General features: G+C 64.5%; 18 protein-coding genes. 3 read left to right on the top strand and 15 right to left on the bottom strand.

Annotated elements, in window-relative coordinates; genetic code table 11:
• Positions 1-5: 5 nt before the first annotated feature.
• A complete protein-coding gene (locus tag P6U29_RS20280; protein WP_407119154.1) occupies positions 6-1,115 on the top strand; it encodes an ABC transporter ATP-binding protein in 1,110 nt (369 codons plus the stop codon).
• Positions 1,112-1,879 carry an SDR family NAD(P)-dependent oxidoreductase gene (locus tag P6U29_RS20275; protein ID WP_407119153.1) on the top strand — a complete coding sequence of 256 codons (768 nt, stop codon included), beginning with the start codon at positions 1,112-1,114 and terminating at the stop codon, positions 1,877-1,879. The genes P6U29_RS20280 and P6U29_RS20275 overlap by 4 nt, the downstream gene beginning before the upstream one ends.
• 99 nt (positions 1,880-1,978) lie before the next feature.
• Here the strand turns inward: P6U29_RS20275 and P6U29_RS20270 are convergent, their stop codons facing one another.
• The 4 genes from P6U29_RS20270 to lpxA all read right to left on the bottom strand — a co-directional run bounded on the left by P6U29_RS20270 (position 1,979) and on the right by lpxA (position 5,298).
• On the bottom strand, positions 1,979-2,269 hold the full coding sequence (locus P6U29_RS20270; RefSeq protein ID WP_407119152.1) for a hypothetical protein: 291 nt from the start codon (positions 2,267-2,269) through the stop codon (positions 1,979-1,981).
• Positions 2,270-2,460: 191 nt separating this feature from the next.
• The gene (gene lpxB, locus P6U29_RS20265; RefSeq protein WP_407119373.1) at positions 2,461-3,630 is read right to left on the bottom strand and encodes a lipid-A-disaccharide synthase; all 1,170 of its coding nucleotides are present in this window, start codon (positions 3,628-3,630) and stop codon (positions 2,461-2,463) included.
• Positions 3,630-4,487: an LpxI family protein gene (locus tag P6U29_RS20260; protein ID WP_407119372.1), complete on the bottom strand. Its 858-nt coding sequence runs from the start codon at positions 4,485-4,487 to the stop codon at positions 3,630-3,632. The genes lpxB and P6U29_RS20260 overlap by 1 nt, the downstream gene beginning before the upstream one ends.
• 19 nt (positions 4,488-4,506) lie before the next feature.
• Positions 4,507-5,298 carry an acyl-ACP--UDP-N-acetylglucosamine O-acyltransferase gene (gene lpxA, locus P6U29_RS20255; protein ID WP_407119151.1) on the bottom strand — a complete coding sequence of 264 codons (792 nt, stop codon included), beginning with the start codon at positions 5,296-5,298 and terminating at the stop codon, positions 4,507-4,509.
• Between the two features lie 176 nt (positions 5,299-5,474).
• Between lpxA and P6U29_RS20250 the strand changes: the two genes are divergently transcribed.
• Positions 5,475-5,819 carry a KTSC domain-containing protein gene (locus tag P6U29_RS20250; RefSeq protein ID WP_407119150.1) on the top strand — a complete coding sequence of 115 codons (345 nt, stop codon included), beginning with the start codon at positions 5,475-5,477 and terminating at the stop codon, positions 5,817-5,819.
• Positions 5,820-5,825: 6 nt separating this feature from the next.
• Here P6U29_RS20250 and fabZ read toward each other — a convergent pair whose 3' ends face one another.
• From fabZ to P6U29_RS20195, 11 genes are all read right to left on the bottom strand, one after another.
• Positions 5,826-6,287, bottom strand: a complete 462-nt coding sequence (fabZ, locus tag P6U29_RS20245; RefSeq protein WP_035702330.1) for a 3-hydroxyacyl-ACP dehydratase FabZ — start codon at positions 6,285-6,287, stop codon at positions 5,826-5,828.
• Positions 6,284-7,351, bottom strand: coding sequence for a UDP-3-O-(3-hydroxymyristoyl)glucosamine N-acyltransferase (gene lpxD / locus P6U29_RS20240; protein ID WP_407119149.1), 1,068 nt, complete (start codon positions 7,349-7,351; stop codon positions 6,284-6,286). Before lpxD ends, fabZ begins: the two co-directional genes overlap by 4 nt.
• Before the next feature lie 124 nt (positions 7,352-7,475).
• Positions 7,476-10,019, bottom strand: coding sequence for an outer membrane protein assembly factor BamA (bamA, locus tag P6U29_RS20235; protein ID WP_407119148.1), 2,544 nt, complete (start codon positions 10,017-10,019; stop codon positions 7,476-7,478).
• Between the two features lie 176 nt (positions 10,020-10,195).
• Positions 10,196-11,347: an RIP metalloprotease RseP gene (gene rseP, locus P6U29_RS20230; RefSeq protein ID WP_407119147.1), complete on the bottom strand. Its 1,152-nt coding sequence runs from the start codon at positions 11,345-11,347 to the stop codon at positions 10,196-10,198.
• Between the two features lie 44 nt (positions 11,348-11,391).
• Positions 11,392-12,615 (bottom strand): 1-deoxy-D-xylulose-5-phosphate reductoisomerase, encoded by a 1,224-nt coding sequence (gene dxr, locus P6U29_RS20225; protein WP_407119146.1) that lies wholly within the window; start codon positions 12,613-12,615, stop codon positions 11,392-11,394.
• A 4-nt stretch (positions 12,616-12,619) separates the two neighbouring features.
• Complete coding sequence (locus P6U29_RS20220; RefSeq protein WP_407119145.1) at positions 12,620-13,462, bottom strand: phosphatidate cytidylyltransferase; 843 nt, start codon at positions 13,460-13,462, stop codon at positions 12,620-12,622.
• The gene (locus P6U29_RS20215) at positions 13,459-14,217 is read right to left on the bottom strand and encodes an isoprenyl transferase (RefSeq protein ID WP_036010029.1); all 759 of its coding nucleotides are present in this window, start codon (positions 14,215-14,217) and stop codon (positions 13,459-13,461) included. The genes P6U29_RS20220 and P6U29_RS20215 overlap by 4 nt, the downstream gene beginning before the upstream one ends.
• A 12-nt stretch (positions 14,218-14,229) precedes the next feature.
• A complete protein-coding gene (gene frr / locus P6U29_RS20210) occupies positions 14,230-14,793 on the bottom strand; it encodes a ribosome recycling factor (protein WP_027575609.1) in 564 nt (187 codons plus the stop codon).
• A gap of 65 nt (positions 14,794-14,858) precedes the next feature.
• Positions 14,859-15,575 carry a UMP kinase gene (gene pyrH / locus P6U29_RS20205; RefSeq protein ID WP_407119144.1) on the bottom strand — a complete coding sequence of 239 codons (717 nt, stop codon included), beginning with the start codon at positions 15,573-15,575 and terminating at the stop codon, positions 14,859-14,861.
• A gap of 61 nt (positions 15,576-15,636) precedes the next feature.
• On the bottom strand, positions 15,637-16,560 hold the full coding sequence (gene tsf / locus P6U29_RS20200) for a translation elongation factor Ts (RefSeq protein WP_407119143.1): 924 nt from the start codon (positions 16,558-16,560) through the stop codon (positions 15,637-15,639).
• A gap of 133 nt (positions 16,561-16,693) precedes the next feature.
• Complete coding sequence (locus P6U29_RS20195) at positions 16,694-17,689, bottom strand: 30S ribosomal protein S2 (protein WP_407119142.1); 996 nt, start codon at positions 17,687-17,689, stop codon at positions 16,694-16,696.
• Positions 17,690-17,893: the final 204 nt, after the last annotated feature.

Below are 17,893 nucleotides of genomic sequence, written 5' to 3'. Positions count from 1 at the left end.
CCATCATGGCAGCACTGAGCATTCGCGCCCTAACCAAGCGCTACGCCAATCTGGAGGTGCTGAAGGGCATCGATCTCGACATCGAGAGCGGCGAGTTCACCGTGCTGGTCGGCCCGTCCGGCTGTGGCAAGTCCACGCTGCTCAACATCGTCGCCGGGCTCGATCACCCGAGCGCCGGCACGGTCGAGATCGGCGGACGCGTCGTCAACGACGTCGCGCCCAAGGACCGCGACATCGCCATGGTGTTCCAGTCCTACGCCCTCTATCCCTCGATGACGGTGCGCCAGAACATCACTTTTGGCATGGAATGCCGACGCGTCGCCAAGGCTGAGCAGGAGAAGGCGGTCGCGAATGTGGCCAAGCTGCTCCAGATCGAGCCGCTGCTCGGCCGCAAGCCGTCGCAACTATCCGGCGGCCAGCGCCAGCGCGTGGCGATGGGGCGCGCGCTGGTGCGCAATCCCCTGCTCTTCCTGTTCGACGAGCCGCTGTCCAATCTCGACGCCAAGCTGCGCGTCGAGATGCGGATGGAGATCAAGCGCCTGCATCAGCGCATTGGCGCCACCATCGTCTATGTCACCCACGACCAGATCGAGGCGATGACGATGGCGACGCGGATCGCAGTGATGCATCAAGGCAGCGTGCAGCAGTTCGCTGATCCCGATACCGTGTACCGCTATCCCGCCAATCTGTTCGTCGCGCGCTTCATGGGCTCGCCACCGATGAACACGATGCCGGCGCGGCTCGAGGCCGCGAGTGACGGGCCAGTGGTCGTAATCGGCGCGGGACGGCCCGACGAGGTTCGTCTGCGCCTCAGGGGATACGACGCCGCAGCCCCCTTTGTCGGCCGAGAGGTGGTGTTCGGGATCAGGCCGGAATGCATTGCCGAGGGCAGCCGCACGTTTTCCAGCGAGGCGCCTGTGCTCGTCGACGCACCGGTGGAGTTGGTCGAGCCGACCGGTGCCGAGACGATGGTGTTGCTGCGGCTCGGGGGCGAGCCTGCGATGGCGCGGATCTCACCGGATATCCGCCCCGCGCCCGGCACGTCCGCCGCCTTCGCGCTCGACACCCGCCGCATTTGCCTGTTCGACCCCGAGACGGAGCGACTGATCGCATGACGAAGACGACCTATTCAGGCCTTGCGGGCCGCGTGGTATTGATCACCGGAGGCGCCAGCGGCATCGGCGCCGCCTTTGTCCGGGCCTTCGCGGCCCAGGGCGCCCGGGTCGCCTTCCTCGACATCGATAGGGACGCGGGTGAAGCCCTGGTGCGGGAGATAGCGGCCTCGTCCGCGACCGCGCCGCTATTCATGCGCTGCGACCTCCTCGACATCGACGCCTCGCGCTCCGCGATGGCAGAGGTTCACAGTTCGCTGGGCGACGCCGCCGTTCTCGTCAACAACGCCGCCAACGATCAACGCCACGTTCTCGCCGAGGTGACGCCGGCCGAATTCGACTGGATGATCGGCGTCAATCTCAAGCACGTCTTCTTCGCAGCGCAAGCGGTGGTGCCGCAGATGTGGGCGCGTGGCGGCGGCTCGATCATCAACATGTCATCGATCGCCTGGATGCGCGGCGCCCCGGCGCTGCCGGTCTATGCCGCGGCGAAAGCGGCGATCGTCGGCTTCACCAACTCGCTGGCGCGGTCGGTCGGCCCCGACCGCATCCGCGTCAATGCGATTGCACCGGGCATGGTGATCACCGAGCGCCAGCGCCGGCTGTGGTATCCCGACGAGCAGGTCGTCGCAGAAATGCGCGCGCGTCAGGCCGTGCCCGATGCGGTGACGCCCGACGACATTGCCAACATGGCACTGTTCCTCGCCTCCGACGAAAGCCAGCGCATCACCAGCCAATGCTTCCGGGTCGATGCGGGCCTCGGCTAGGGCGTGTACCCAAAATTCGTCTCGGGTCCGCTTTGCTCTCCGAAGAGGACGCCAAGCTAACAATAATGCAGGTCGCCCTTGGGCCAGAAGCAGGCGTTGTTACTCGCCCCGATAGACGGATACTTCAATGCTCATCCCTGCTTCACCCGCAGCTGCGACAACGTCCGCGGGGATGGCCAGATATTTAGACATAAGCGAGTCAGGAAAGACCATAGCCACGTCCACGCTCGGTCGCCCGATCTCGCCCTTCAAAACCAGATTTGGAATGACGGGGCCAATCGAACGGATAAGATCGAGTAAAGCGGCCCATTGATCTTCATGATCCCCGTTATCGACTTGAGCGTACGCAAGACCAGATGACGGTTCATAACGATCGACTTGTAGCTTCAATGATTTGTCCAAATTGGAACGCGAGAGAGCTACGTCTGGCATGCGAATTACCACGGTCAGTGGTTGAGATCTTTTCATACCTAAAGTCCTGTTTCCTTGGCCGTCCGCTTCGGGTCCACAAGCCGCCGATCGCGGCCAAGCCAAGTGACTTCCGCAGGGCCGTCGCCAGCAGACGTTTATAAGTACACGTCCTAGCTCGTTCCCCTTCCCTTGCGCATCGTCGCGAGCACGATGTCGGCCGCGAGCACGCTCGGCGATTTGTTGCCGGTCGACATGATCTGATCGAGCTTGGCGAATGCCTCGACCTGCTCTCGGCGGAGCGGCGAATCCAGCAGCAGCGCAGAGAGCGCCGGTGCCAGCTTCTCCGGCGTGCACTCCTCCTGCAGGAACTCCGGAATGACATCCTTGCCGATCACGAGATTGGCAAGGATCACCGAGGAGACGCGGATCGCGCGGCGCAGAATGAAAGCCTCGATGGCACCGACGCGATAGGCCGTCACCATCGGAATGCCCGACAATGCGAGCTCGAGCGTCACCGTGCCGGATTTGGCCAGCGCGGCATGCGCGATACGGAAGGCGACACGCTTCTCGTTCTCGCCGATCACGATGTGAGGCTTGACCGGCCAATGCGCGATGCCTTCGCGGATGGTGGCTTCGAGATGCGGCATGGTCGGCAGCATCAATTCGAACGCCCGCCCCTCCGCCTGCAACCGGCCGAGCGTCGCGCCGAACACCTCGAGGTGATGCCGGATCTCGCTACGGCGGCTGCCGGGCAGCACCAGCAGCACCGGCGGCTCACCGTTGCGGCGCTTCTGCTCCTCCGCGTTCGGCCGCAGCGAGCCCAATTGCTCGATCAGGGGATGGCCGACATAGCTGCATGGCGGCCCGCCGAGCTTGCGATATTCCTCCGGCTCGAACGGCAACAGGCCGAGCACATGGTCGACATAGCCGAGCATGGTCCGCGCCCGTCCCGGCCGCCATGCCCAGAGCTGCGGCGAGACGTAATCGACGATCGGAATCGCCGGACTGCGCGAACGCACGCGCCGGGCGACACGGTGGGTGAAATCGGGACTGTCGATGATGACGAGGGCGTCGGGCGCGGCCTCGGTCACCGCGTCAGCCGTCTTACGGATCAGGCGCAGGATTTTCGGCAATTGCTGCACCACCGCGGCAAAGCCGACGATCGACAGCTCCTCGATCGGAAACAGTGATTCGAGGCCCTCGCGCGCCATGGTACGGCCGCCAACGCCGACGAATTGCACGCCGTCGCCGAGGCGCTGGCGCAGCACCTTCATCAAGGCGCTGCCGAGCCTGTCGCCGGATTCTTCCGTCGCGATCAGGAAGATCTTGCGGTCCTGCATCACGCGGGCAGGCCGATGACGAAGAGGTATTTCGCGTCGGCAAGCGCGATCATCGCTTGCGGCTCGGCGGCGATGGTGTTGCCCGCGATGACGGCGATGCCGGCAAGGCCGGCGGCCGCGACGCCCTCAATGGTGCGCGGGCCGATGGTCGGCAGGTCGAAGCGCAGATCCTGGCCGCTCTTCGGCGCCTTCACCAGCACCCCGCGGCCCGTGGCGGCGCGGATGCGGCCCTCCTCACGCAGCCGCGCGACGCGGGCGAGCAGCGCGTCGGTGCCCTCGATGTCCTCGACCGCGACCACATGGCCGTCGATCACCACCACGGCTTGGCCGATGTCGAACGGACCGAGCGCGGTCAGCACCGCCTGGCCGCGTTCGATGTCGGCCTTGCTGGTGTCGCTCGGCCAGGCGCGGCTGATGCAGCCCTCGGGCATCAGCAGATCGGGCGCGACATCCTTGATTCCGACCATGCGGAAGCCGTCCTGCTCGAGGATGCGCCCGACACCCGACAGCAGATGATCGTCGCCGCCGCGGAAGGCGCGGATGACATTGCCGAGCAGGCGCAGCGTCTTGACGTCGAAACGGATCTCGGAGAGCGAGGGCCGCACCAAGGTGCCGATGAAGATCAAGTCGCGGCAGCCTTCCTGGCGAAACAGCCGCATCGCGCGGCCGAGCTGGCCGACCGAGATCCAGCGATGGTGGAACTGCTCCACCCGCGCCGGATCGCAGGCTCCGCGCAGCGGAAACAGCACCGGCGTGATGCCGCGCGCGGCGAGCGACTCGGCGACCGCGAACGGCATGGCGCCGCCGCCGGCGACGATACCGACCGGTGACGAAACTTGCGAAGCCGCCGATGTCATGCCCGCGGCCATCACACGATCACTTCGCGATGGCGGGAAGACAGAGCGGGCGCTTGCCCTTGCCGATGAAGTCGAGAATTTCGGCGATCGCGGAGTCCTCACCCGCGAGCGGCCGCACTGCCTCCAGCCGCTCGGCAAAGGTGCCGGGCTCGTGGAAGAGCTTCTGATAGAACGCGCGCACGGTCGCGAGCCGCTGCTTGGTGAACTTGCGACGCTTCATGCCGATCAGATTGAGGCTCTCCAGCACCGCATATTGGCCGTTGACTAGCCCGTACGGGATGACGTCGTCACGCACGCCGCACACGCCTCCGACCATGACATAGGGGCCGATGCGCGTGAACTGATGCACCGCGGACAGGCCGCCGATGTAAACGGCGTCGCCAATCTCGCAGTGACCGCCGAGCGTCGCCGACGTCGCGAAGATCACGTTGTCGCCGACCATGCAGTCATGGCCGACATGGCTGTTGTTCATGAAATAGCCGCCGCTGCCGACGCGGGTCAGCCCTCCACCTTTGATCGTGCCGACATTCATCGTCGCACCTTCCCGGATGGTGCAGCCCGAACCGATCTCGAGCCGGGTCGGCTCCCCCTTGTAGCTGAGATCCTGCGGGGCGCCGCCGAGCACGACGAATGGCGAGATCACGCAGTCATCGCCGAGCGAGGTGTGGCCGATGACGGTGACATGTCCGATCAGCTTGCAGTTCGCGCCGATCACGACGTTCGGGCCGATGATGCAATAGGGTCCGATCTCGGTACCCTCGCCGATCACGGCGCCGTCCGCGACCCGTGCGGTGGGATCAATCTTGCTCATCAAGCCAATCTTACTCGTCAAGAAGGTCTGGTTATGTATTGAAGTCGCTTGGTTTTCGGGTGGTTAGCGCGACTATGCCCAATCTGTCCAGTGACGTATCATCTCGGCGTGTTTCAAGTGCTGGATGAGGCGGCCTTCCCGACCGATCAACACGTTCATGCGGAGCTTCAACGATCGTGGTCAGGGCCTTGGTCTTTCTGTTTGCACAGCTCGCAGCTACACCGATTGTGTCCGAGACGGTCGAGACCGGCGAACACCGGCTCGTCGATCTCGGGACATTCGAATGCCGGGACATTACCCGCAGCACGGTGCTTCAGCGGGTCTGTTACGATCGCGCGCAGCAGGACCTGATTGTCGCGAGCAACGGCGCCTATGACCGCTATTGCGGTGTGACGGCCGAGACGGTCGAACACCTCCTCGGTGCACCGTCGATGGGCCAGTTCTTCAACCGGAATATCAAGCGCGAGACGACCGCCGGACGCTACGCGTGTCAGACGCGCGAGCCGGCCCGGAAGGATTGAGGCCGCTCAGTCCGTCAGCATGGCGCCGACGTCGGCCTCCGCGACGACCTGGCCGTTGACCTTGGCGTCGCCGTGAAACCACCACATGGCCTTGCGGCGCCCGAGCGAGCGCATGTGATATTCGATGGTGTCGCCAGGCAGCACCGGCTTGCGGAACTTGCACTTGTCGATGGTGAGGAAATAGACCGCGCGCGGCTTCTCGGTGCCTTCGACCGACTTGATGCCGATCACGCCGGCGGTCTGCGCCATCGCTTCGATCATCATGACGCCGGGATAGACCGGGCGCTCGGGGAAATGTCCCTGGAAGGCCGGCTCGTTGAAGGTGACGTTCTTGATGCCGATGCCGCTGTAATCGGCGCGGATGTTGATCACGCGGTCGATCAGCAGCATCGGAAAACGGTGCGGCAGGGTCTGGAGGATCGCGTTGATATCCACCAGCTCGAACTTAACAGGTGATTCCTCCGTCATTCCCGTCCCTCGTCCTTCGGATCGGCCTTGCTGTCGCGTACCAGGCGCTCCACCGCGATGATCTCCTTGAACCACTGTTTGGTCGGCTTGGCGAAATGTCCGCCCCAACGACCGCCCGGCGGGATGTCGTCCTTGACTGCGCTCATGGCCGTAACCTGAGCTCCGTCGCCGATCTTGAGGTGATTGTTGATGCCAACCTTCGCTCCGAGCGCCACGTTGTCGCCGATGCTAAGGCTGCCGGCGAGCCCGATCTGGGCCGCCAGCAGGCAGTGCCGGCCGATCGTCACATTGTGGCCGATCTGGACCTGATTGTCGATTTTGGTCCCCTCGCCGATCACGGTGTCGCGCAAGGACCCACGGTCGATCGTGGTGTTGGCCCCGACCTCGACGTCGTTCTGGATCAGCACCCGTCCGGTCTGCGGCACCTTCAGATGGCCCTCGGGGCCGAAGAAGATGAAGCCGTAGCCGTCCTGGCCGATCGAGCAGCCGGGATGGATCAGCACATTGTTGCCGATCAGGGCGCACTGGATCGCGGTGCGGGCGCCGACATTGCAGTCACGGCCGATCTTGACGCCGGGGCCGATCACCGCTCCGACGCCGATCACGGTGCCGCTGCCGATCTCGACGTCCGGGCCGATCACGGCCAGCGGATCAACGACCACGCCGTCCTCGAGCCGGGCCGAGGGATCGATGATCGCCGAGGGCGCGATACCGTCATTGCCGACCCAGGATTGCGGCCTCAGCGCGTCGCCGTGCCACTCTCGCGCGATCCGGACGAAGGCGCGGAACGGCTGCGCCACCCGCAGCACGGCGACATGCGCGGGCACCTCGGCCTCGAAGCGCGGGCTGACCAGACAGGCTCCAGCCTTGGTCGCCCTGAGCTGATCGGCATATTTGAGGTTGTCGAAGAATGTCAGATGCATCGGGCCCGCTTCGTCGAGCGAAGCAAGGCCCGTGATGACGTGGCCGCCCCTCACGGGGTCGACCAGCTGCGCCTTGGTCAGCGTGGCAATCTCGGCCAACGCTGTGGCAGGCGGCTTTGTGAAGAAGGTCGGCTGCGCCATTCCACCCGTCGCGGTCCGGCTTCGGCATGAAGCGGTCAGGCCGCATCATGCCTCATGTCTTGGATTAGCACGATCCCTTTCGGAAACCGGCTCCAGTGATCCGGATCGTGCCGTGCTGATCGAACTAGAACGTGGTGCCGCCGCCGAACCGGAACTCCTGCGTGCGGTCGTACTTGCCCTTGGTGAGCGGCACGGCGTAGTCGAAACGCAGCGGGCCGAACGGCGACTGCCAGATCAGGCCGACACCGACCGACGAGCGAACCACCTTGCTGTCGTCATAGACGAGGCCAGTACAGGTTCCGGCGCTCGACGGATTGACGGTCGAGGGGATACAGCCCGGCAGATTGACCTCGTTCGTCGCCGTCCAGCTCGTCGGTCCCTTGTAATCGTAGAGGCCGCCGGCGTCGGCATAGACCGCGCCCTTCAGACCCACTTCCTTCGGTAGGAACCAGAACGGCATCTGCAGTTCGAGTGAAGCGCCCCAGTACTTGGTGCCGCCGAGCGCGTCCTGCGTGCCGAACGGGTTCAGGTCGCGCGGGCCGATGCCGTTCGGGGCAAAGCCGCGGACCAGGTTCGGGCCCATCTGGAAGTGGTCGAGCATGCGCAGATCGCTGCCGATCTTGTTCAGCATGCCGCTCTGCAGGCGGACGAGGCCGACGATGTCCGACACCAGCGGAGTGTAGTACTTCGCATCGATGACCGACTTCAGGTAGGAAACGTCGCCGCCGACGCCGGCGAAATCCTGACGGAAGTCGATGAGCAGACCGTCGGTCGGGTTCTTGTTGTTGTCCAGGGTGTTGTAGGTCAGCGTGTAACCGAGCGCCGAGGTCAGGGCCTTGCCAGCGGCAAGCTCCTTGCGCACCGGCAGCGAGGCTTCGCCGTCGCTGTAGCAGCCGAGGCCGTTGCTCGATGCAAGGCTAAGACCATTGGCATTGGCGAAGGCCGGGCTCGGATTGAAGGCCGGATTCGGCGTCACACCATCCGCCAGAAACTGCACGTTGTTACAGTTCGTCAGGTAGTACGGCAGCGTGATTTCCTGCTGGTAGATCGAATAGCGCAGTTGGAGCGCCAGATCTTCACGCAAGGAGAAGCCGAGGCGCGGCGAGAAGCCGAGCGTCTTGGTGCCGTAGGAGATGTAGCTGTTGGACAGCTGCTGGCGCTGATAGAGGTCGAGGCCGAGCGCGACGCGGTAGTCGAGCAGATACGGCTCGACGAACGACAGCGAATAGCCGCGGGCGTACTGGCCATAGGTCACCGATGCCTTGGCGAATAGGCCGCGACCGAGCAGATTGCGCTCGGAGATCGAGACTTCGGCCAGCGCGCCGTCGGTGGTGGAGTAACCGCCCGAGATCGAGAAGTCGCCGGTCGATTTCTCTTCCATGTCGACGATCAGGATGACGCGGTCGCTCGACGAGCCCGGCTCGGTCGTGATCTTCACGCTCTTGAAATAGTCGAGGTTCTTCAGGCGCCGCTCGGCACGGTCGACCAGCGCGCGGTTGTAGGCGTCACCTTCCGAGATGTCGAACTCGCGGCGGATCACGTAGTCGCGTGTGCGGGTGTTGCCGCGCAGGTTGATGCGCTCGATATAGGTACGCGGGCCCTCGTCGATGTTGAAAACGACGGACACCGTGTGCGCTTCGAAGTTGCGGTCGCCGCCGGGCCGGACCACGGCGAAGGCATAGCCGCGGCGCGAAGCCTCGATCTGCATCTCCTCGACCGACTTCTCGACCGATTCGACGTTGTAGAGCGAGCCGACATTGACGCGCGAATAGGCGCGCATCGAGGAGGGATCGAAGTTCGGGATGCTGGAGCGGAAGTCGACCGCCCCGACGCGGTATTGCGCGCCTTCCTCGATCTTGAAGGTGACGTTGAAGCCCTTCTTCTCCGGATCGTATTCGGTAAGCGCGGCCACTACCTGGACGTCGGCGAAACCGTTCTTGAGGTAGAAGCGGCGGATCAGGTCGCGGTCGGCCTCGACGCGATCAGGATCATAGATGTCGCCGCTGGCGAGGAAGCTCAAGAGGTTCGATTCGCGCGTCTTGATGACGTCGCGCAGGCGGTAGGACGAGAACGCATTGTTGCCGACGAACTCGATCGACTTGACGCCGGTCTTGGCGCCCTCCTCGATCGTGAAGATCAGGTCGACGCGGTTGTTCGGCTGCTCGATGATCTCGGGCGTGACGCGGACGTCATAGCGGCCGGACCGGCGATAGATTTCGGCGATTCGCAGCGTGTCCGACTGCACCATGGCGCGGGAGAAGGTGCCGCGCGCCTTGGACTGGACTTCAGCGGTGAGCTGCTCGTCCTTGATCTTCTTATTGCCTTCGAAGGCGATGCGACCGATCACCGGGTTTTCCACCACGGAGACGATGAGCTGGCCGCCGGAACCGCGATTGATCCTGACGTCCTGGAACAGGCCGGTCTCGATCAACGCCTTGAGGCCATCGTCGATGGCGGCTTGATCCAGCCGGCCGCCCGGACCCGGCTTGAAATAGGAGCGGATCGTCTCCACCTCGACCCGGCGATTTCCCTCGACGGTAATCGACTGAACGGTCTGAGCGAGCGCAGACGAAGACACCAAAACAGCCCCAACCGGGGCAACCACCGGCGCGCCGAACAAGATCAGGGTTGCGAGCAAGCCCCCCCGGAGTCGCAGTCCAAACTTCATCGCGCAACGCGCCCTTATCATTCCGTGCCAGACCCAACCCCAACGCCGGTCCGGAGATTCCCCAACTTCAGGCCGCTTGTAGCCAATTTCGCGGACGCCGCAAACGGCCGAAAGCGCCGTAATTTCAATTTCATTCCAAGACGTTGCTCAACAGCAACGCCACAAAAAAGCCCCTATCAGGAAGCGGCCATCCGCAGAATGTCGTTGTAGGTCGCAAACACCATCAACATCAGCACCAGGCCGAGCCCGATTCGGAACCCCATTTCCTGAGTCCGCTCGGACAAGGGCCGGCCCCGGACCACCTCGGCCGCGTAGAACATAAGGTGGCCGCCATCGAGCAGCGGGATCGGGAACAGGTTCAACAGGCCGATCGACACCGACAGCACCGCGCAGAGATTGATCACGAACTGGAACCCGGCGCTGGCCGCCTGCCCCGACATCTTCGCGATTCCCAGGACGCCGCTGACCTCGTTCGGATTGCCCTGCCCGACGAACAGCGAGCCTAGGAACTTGAAGGTGCTGGTGATGATGAACCAGACCTGCTCGACCCCGATCTTGAGCGCTTCACCGACGCCGACCGGCGTGGTCGAGGCCTCCCCGGCCTGCGACTTGTGCTCGACACCGAGCACGCCGAGACGGTGGCTGTTGCCGAACGGATCCTTGCGTTCCAGCAGCGCCGGGGTCGCGGTCAGCGAGACGATGGCGCCGTCGCGCTTCACCCGGAAGGTAAGCGTCGAACCTGCGTTCATCGCAACGATTCGCTGCATGTCGGCAAAGCTCTCGATCGGCTTGCCGTCGATCTGGACGACGATATCGCCGACCTTGAAGCCGGCCGCAGCTGCCGCGCCATCGGCGACCACACCGTCGACCCGCGCGATCGTGCTCGGCTTGCCGTAATAGAGGGCCATGCCGGCGAAGATCAGCGCACCCAGAATGAAGTTGGCGATCGGTCCGGCCGCGACGATGGCCGCACGCGGGCCGACCTTCTTGTGGTGGAAGCTGCCGGCGCGCTCCTCGGCCGTCATCGCCGCAAGCGTCTGGGCCGATGGGGTCGAGGCCTCGCTCTCGTCGCCGAAGAACTTGACGTAGCCGCCGAGCGGGATCGCCGAGATCTTCCAGCGGGTGCCATGGCGGTCGTTGAAACCAACCAGCTCAGGCCCGAACCCGAGCGAAAAGGTCAACACGCGCACGCCCGCCCAGCGCGCGACCAGGAAATGGCCGAGCTCGTGGAAGAACACGACGATGGTCAGAACGAACAGGAAGGGAACCGCGTAGCCGAGGAGCCCATGGCTCAACGTATTGAAACTATGGACGAAAAAGTCGATCATCGATTTCCCTCACCCAGCGCCGCAAGGCCCTGGTCGCGAACCAACTAGGATGCCTTTAAGGCAATTTGAGGCAATAGGGCGGCAGCCCTATTTCGAGCAACATGGTCAACAGAGATTGCATCGTCGGCGGACGTCAGGGGCGCCTGGTTTCCGCCTTTGATCCAATCGTCGAGGGTCGCCTCGACCAGCCGGGCAATCGCACCGAACCGGATCTTGCCGGCGATGAAGGCGGCGACCGCGACCTCGTTGGCGGCGTTGTAGACGGTGGTCGCGCCCTTCCCGTTCCGGAGCGAATCGTAAGCCAGCCGAAGTCCGGGGAACCGCTCGAAGTCTGGCGTTTCGAAAGTCAGCTGACCGATCTTGGCGAGGTCCAGCTTGGCCGCCGGCCCCTTGATGCGATCAGGCCAGCCGAGGCAATGCGCGATCGGGGTGCGCATGTCGGGTGCGCCGAGCTGGGCGACCACCGAGCAGTCGGAAAACTCGACCATGCCGTGGATGATCGACTGCGGATGAACGAGGACGTCGATCTCGTCCGGCGAGAGCGCGAACAGATAGGATGCCTCGATCACCTCGAGCCCCTTGTTCATCATCGAGGCGGAATCGATCGTGATCTTCTGGCCCATGCTCCAGTTCGGATGCTTCAGGGCCTGCTCAAGCGTCGCCTGTTCGATGTCGGCAGGCTTCCAGGTCCGGAACGGGCCGCCGGAGGCCGTGATGATGACACGGACGAGCTCGTCGCGGTTACCTGAGCTCAGCGCCTGGAACAGCGCGTTGTGCTCGGAATCGGCGGGCAGGATGCAGGCACCCGCTTTCGCCGCGCGCTGCATGAAGAAATCGCCGGCGCAGACCAGACACTCCTTGTTGGCGAGCGCGACATGGGCGCCGCGGTCGACCGCCGCCAGCGCCGGCTTCAGTCCGGCAGCGCCGCTCACGGCCGCCATCACCCAATCGGCCGGACGCGCGCCGGCCTCGATCACCGCGCTTTCACCGGCGCCGCATTCGGTGCCGGTGCCGGCCAGCGCGGCCTTGAGCTCGGCGAGCTTGGAGGTGTCGGCGATCGCCACGAAGCGCGCGGAGAATTCCCTGGCGAGCTTGGCCAGCGCTGCGACATTGCCGTTCGCCGTCAGCGCCTCGACACGGTAGCGCTCGGGCGAGGCGCGCAGCAGATCCATCGTGCTGTCGCCGATCGAGCCGGTGGCGCCGAGGACCGTGACGCTGCGGACGTCGGATGCAGCAAGCTTGTTGTTACGCAATGGGACCGCGCTCATATTCTCACCAAACCATAAGACCGCTTCCGGCGCTATGCACACCATGGCGGACAAAGCCGATAATCCATGCCGCCAGGATGGCGGCGACAAAACCGTCCAGACGGTCCATAAGCCCGCCATGACCGGGAATTAAGTGACTGGAATCCTTGACACCGAAGCGCCGCTTCACGGCGGATTCGAAGAGATCGCCGAGCTGCGACACCACCGACAGGACGGCGCTGACGAGCAGCAGTGGAACCGCCTTCCCGATCCCGCAGGCGGCAAATCCGGCCGCAACCACAAGGCTCGCCGCAAAGCCGCCGAGCGCTCCGGCCCAGGTCTTTTTCGGACTGACGCGCGGCCACAGCTTCGGCCCGCCGATGCTGCGGCCGGCGAAATAGCCGCCAATATCGGTCGCCCACACCACGAGCAGCACGAACATCAGTGCGGAAAAGCCGTTGACGAGATCCTTCCGCACCAGGATCGAGGCCAACAGCGCCGCCGAGGCATAGGCAAATCCAGTCGCCGCCCAGACGAACTTGCCTCGCGCAATCAGCATCACGATCGCAGCGCCGATGCAGCCAGTGATGACGGCGGTCTTCAGCGCACCGAAGGTCACGCAGAATCCCATGGTGGCGATGACGATGGTCCCCGCCCCCGTCAGCGCGACCGAGCTCGCGCCCACCACCGTCAGCCATTCCGCGAACAGCCCGATCGACACCAGGGTGACGAGAAGCGCCCAAAGCCAGCCGCCGGCGTAGGCGAGCGCAATGGCAAGCGGCGCCAGCACCAGCGCCGCGAGGACTCGCAGCACGAGATTGCTGGGGGCGGGCTGAGAGCCCGCCGGTGCGGCGTCGGGTTCGCTCACGAGGCGGTTTTCGCGACCAAACCGCCGAAACGGCGCTCGCGCCTGGCAAATTCGGCGATCGCGCTCTCAAGCGCCGCCTTGTCGAAGTCGGGCCAGTGGATCGGCACGAACACGAGTTCGCTATAGGCGGCCTGCCACATCAGGAAATTGGACAGGCGCTGCTCGCCGCTGGTGCGGATGATGAGATCGGGATCGGGAATGTCGGGCGCGTCGAGATGCGCGCCCAGTGTCTCGGCGTCGATCGTGGCAGGATCACGCCTGCCTTCCGCGACCTCGCGAGCGAGCTTCTGCGCCGCTTTCGCGATCTCCTGCCGCGAGCCGTAGTTGAAGGCGACGACGAGCGTCAGGCGCGTGTTGTCGCGCGTCAGCTCCTCGGCCTCGTTGAGCAGCGCGCAGATATCGCTTTCGAGCCCCTCGCGCTCGCCGATGATGCGAACCTTGACGCCGTCGCGATGCAGGCTCGCCAGATCGTTGCGGATGAAGCGCCGCAGCAGACCGAACAGATCGCCTATCTCGCTCGCCGGGCGCGACCAGTTCTCCGAAGAGAACGAGAAGATGGTGAGATAGCGGATGCCGAGTTCATGCGAGGCGCGCACCACGCGGCGCAGCGCGTCCACACCGCGGCGATGCCCTTCCGCACGCGGCAAGCCGCGCGCGGCCGCCCAACGCCCGTTGCCATCCATGATGATGGCGACATGCGCAGGCGCTTCGGACCTATCGGGTCCTTCCGTTGCGGGCGCGGCGGCGTTGGACATGAAGGCGATGCCTTAAACGGTGAGGATTTCTTTTTCCTTGGCGGCCAGCAACTGGTCGATCTCGGCGATGGTGCCGTCGGTCGCCTTCTGCACCTCGTCGGCGTGACGCTTCTGATCATCCTCCGACATCTCGTGATTCTTCTCGAGCTTCTTGAGCACGTCGAGACCATCGCGGCGGACATGGCGCGCGGCGACCTTGGCGGCTTCGGCATATTTGTGCGCGACCTTCACCAGCTCCTTGCGCCGCTCCTCGTTGAGCTCGGGGATGCGCAGGCGCAGCACCTGACCCTCGGTCGCCGGCGACAGGCCGAGATTCGAATCGACGATCGCCTTCTCCACCGCCTTGACCATCGACTTGTCCCAGACCTGCACCGAGATCAGCCGAGGCTCCGGCACGCTGACCGTGGCGAGCTGATTGAGTGGCATGTGACTGCCATAAGCCTCGACCTGCACCGGATCGAGCATCGAGGCGGAGGCGCGGCCGGTGCGCAGGCCGCCGAGCTCGTGCTTGAGGGACTGGACGGCGCCTTGCATACGGCGCTTCACTTCGTTGAGGTCGAAATTACCCGTGGCCATCACGTTTCTCCTTCAAAATCCCGGCGACCGCTCCGCGCCCCTCCCTCGGAGGCGCCAGAGAGCCGTCAGCCGGCGACGATGGTTCCGTGGCCGACGCCACGCAGAATCGCGCCGATCGAGCCCGGCTCCGCGATCGAGAATACGATGATAGGCAGCGATGTCTCGCGGGCAAGCGCGAAGGCGGTCGCATCCATCACCTTGTAACCACCTTCGATCGCCTGCGAATGCGTCAGGCGGTCGAACCGCGTCGCGGCCGGATCCTTCTTCGGGTCGGCCGAGTAGACCCCGTCAACATTGGTCGCCTTCAGAACCGCCTGTGCGCCGATCTCGGCGGCCCGCAGCACCGCCGTCGTGTCGGTGGTGAAGAACGGATTGCCCGTCCCGCCGCCAAGCAGCACGATCCGGCCTTCGGCGAGGTATTTGTGTGCCGCAGCGCGGGTGAACAGCTCGGAAATCTCGGGCATGACGAAGGCCGACAGCGTCCGTGCCGGCGTGCCCTTGCGCTCGATCGCCGCTTCCAGCGCGAGGCAGTTCATTATGGTGGCGAGCATGCCCATGGTGTCGCCGGTCGTGCGCGACACCCCGCGGGAGGAGACCTCGACGCCGCGGACCATGTTGCCGCCGCCGATCACGACCGCAACCTCGGTCCCGAGATGACGGGCCGCGATGAGGTCGTCCGCAACCCGGTCGACCGTCGGCTGATCGATGCCAAAGCCTTGCTGCCCCGCGAGATATTCGCCGGACAGCTTGATCACGACGCGACGATAGACCGGATCAGTCATGGGCACTTTCCTTCTCCGGGCGCCGCTTCCGGCAGCACGCCGGAAGGAGGTGTTCCGGCGCTTACTTCTTGCCGCTGGCGGCCGCAACTTCGGCCGCGAAGTCGCTTTCCTGCTTCTCGATTCCCTCGCCGAGAGCATAGCGCACAAAGCCGGCGATCTTCACAGGCCCGCCGACCTTGCCTTCGGCCTCCTTCACCGCCTGCGCCACCGACTTGCCGGTGTCGTGGATGAAGGCCTGCTCGAGCAGGCAGACCTCCTTGTAGTAGGTCTTGAGGCCGGACTCGACGATCTTCTCGATCACGTTCTCGGGCTTGCCCTGCTGACGGTATTTGTCGGCGAGCACGTCCTTCTCGCGCTTGACCACGGCCGGATCGAGGCCCGACGGATCGAGCGCCAGCGGGTTGGCCGCCGCGACATGCATCGCGATCTGACGGCCGAGCGCGGCGAGCTCGTCGGCCTTGCCCGGCGACTCCAGCGCCACGATCACGCCCATCTTGCCGGCGCCTTCGACGACAGCCCCGTGGACGTAGTGAGAAACCACGCCCTGGCTCACCTCAAGCTGGGCGGCGCGGCGCAGCGTCATGTTCTCGCCGATGGTGGCAATCGCATCATTGATCGCGGTTTCGATCGTGACGTCGCCGACCTTGGCAGCCTTGATCTTCTCGACATCGGCACCGACGTCGAACGCGACCTGGGCGATCATCTTGACCAGGCCCTGGAACTGGCCATTGCGCGCGACGAAGTCGGTCTCGGAATTGACCTCGACCACGACGCCCTTGGTGCCCTTGGTGAGTGCGCCGATCAGGCCCTCGGCCGCGACACGGCCCGACTTCTTGGCGGCCTTGGACAGACCTTTCTTGCGCAGCCAGTCCTGCGCCGCTTCCATGTCCCCGTTGGTCTCCGTGAGCGCGGCCTTGCAGTCCATCATACCTGCGCCAGTCGACTCGCGCAGGTCCTTGACCATCGCAGCTGTGATCGTTGCCATCGTTGAAAATCCTTTGTACCTGCCGGTTTGCCGCAGCGCGGCATCGAAGCGCCCCGCCGCGGTCCATCTCAGGAATTCGCGTCAACTGAAATGGTGGCCGGATCCTATCCGGCCAACCCTTCGCTCTTTTTGACTATTCCGCTTCCGCGGTCAGCGCCTTGGCCTTGGCCACCCAGGCGTCCGCGCGGCTTGGCAGACCGACTTCTTCGCCGATCGTGAGCGCTGTGTCGTGGTCGAGCTCGGCCAGCTGCCAGTAATGGAAGATGCCGAGATCGTTGAACTTCTTCTCGATCGCACCCGACACGCCCGGGAGCTTCTTGAGATCGTCGGCGGTGCCGCGGGGACCCGCAAGGCCCTGGAAACCGCTCGACGAGGGCGCCGGCAGCTCTTCGGCGACCGGCTGGGCCGAGGCACCGATGTCGATGCCCGAATCGCCCTGGGCGCGCGAGATGCCATCGATCGCCGCACGCGCAATGAGATCGCAGTACAGCGAAATAGCGCGGCCGGCGTCGTCATTGCCCGGCACCACATAGGTGATGCCCTTGGGGTCCGAATTGGTGTCGACGATCGCGGCGACCGGGATGTTGAGCCGCTGGGCTTCCTGGATCGCGATGTCTTCCTTGTTGGTGTCGATCACGAAGATCAGGTCGGGCAGACCGCCCATGTCCTTGATGCCGCCGAGCGAGCGGTCGAGCTTGTCGCGCTCGCGCTGCAGCGTCAGGCGCTCCTTCTTCGTGTAGGAATTGGCTTCTCCGCTCGAGAGCACGTCGTCGAGGTGACGCAGGCGCTTGATCGAGGCCGAGATCGTCTTCCAGTTGGTCAGCGTGCCGCCGAGCCAGCGCGAATTAACGAAGTACTGCGCGCAGCGCTTGGCCGCGTCCGCAACACCGTCCTGCGCCTGGCGCTTGGTGCCGACGAACAGGATGCGGCCGCCCTTGGCCACCGTGTCGCTGACGGCCTGGAGAGCCTGGTGCAGCATCGGCACGGTCTGAGCGAGGTCGACGATGTGGATGTTGTTGCGGGTGCCGAAAATGAACGGAGCCATTTTCGGATTCCAGCGGTGGGCCTGGTGGCCGAAGTGCACGCCAGCTTCGAGCAGCTGACGCATGGTGAAGTCGGGTAGCGCCATCGTTCTAATTCTCCGGTTGGTTCCTCCGGAAACGTGTGAGCAAAACGGAGCGTTCTCGCCCCGGCTGCCACCGGACGGCCTTGTGAGCCATGTTTCCGTGTGAGATGGCGCGCTATATAGCGCCATTTCGGCCAGAAGCAAGGAAATAAGGGGCCGTCCGGGAAGGCCGACTGGCTCCTGTCGCTTGCCGACAGTCGCCGACGT

The organism is Bradyrhizobium sp. LMG 9283 (assembly GCF_045571415.1).
Taxonomy (GTDB): Bacteria; Pseudomonadota; Alphaproteobacteria; order Rhizobiales; family Xanthobacteraceae; genus Bradyrhizobium.
Note: the sequence above shows the minus strand (reverse complement) of the source record. Positions and strands in the feature narration are given on the sequence as shown.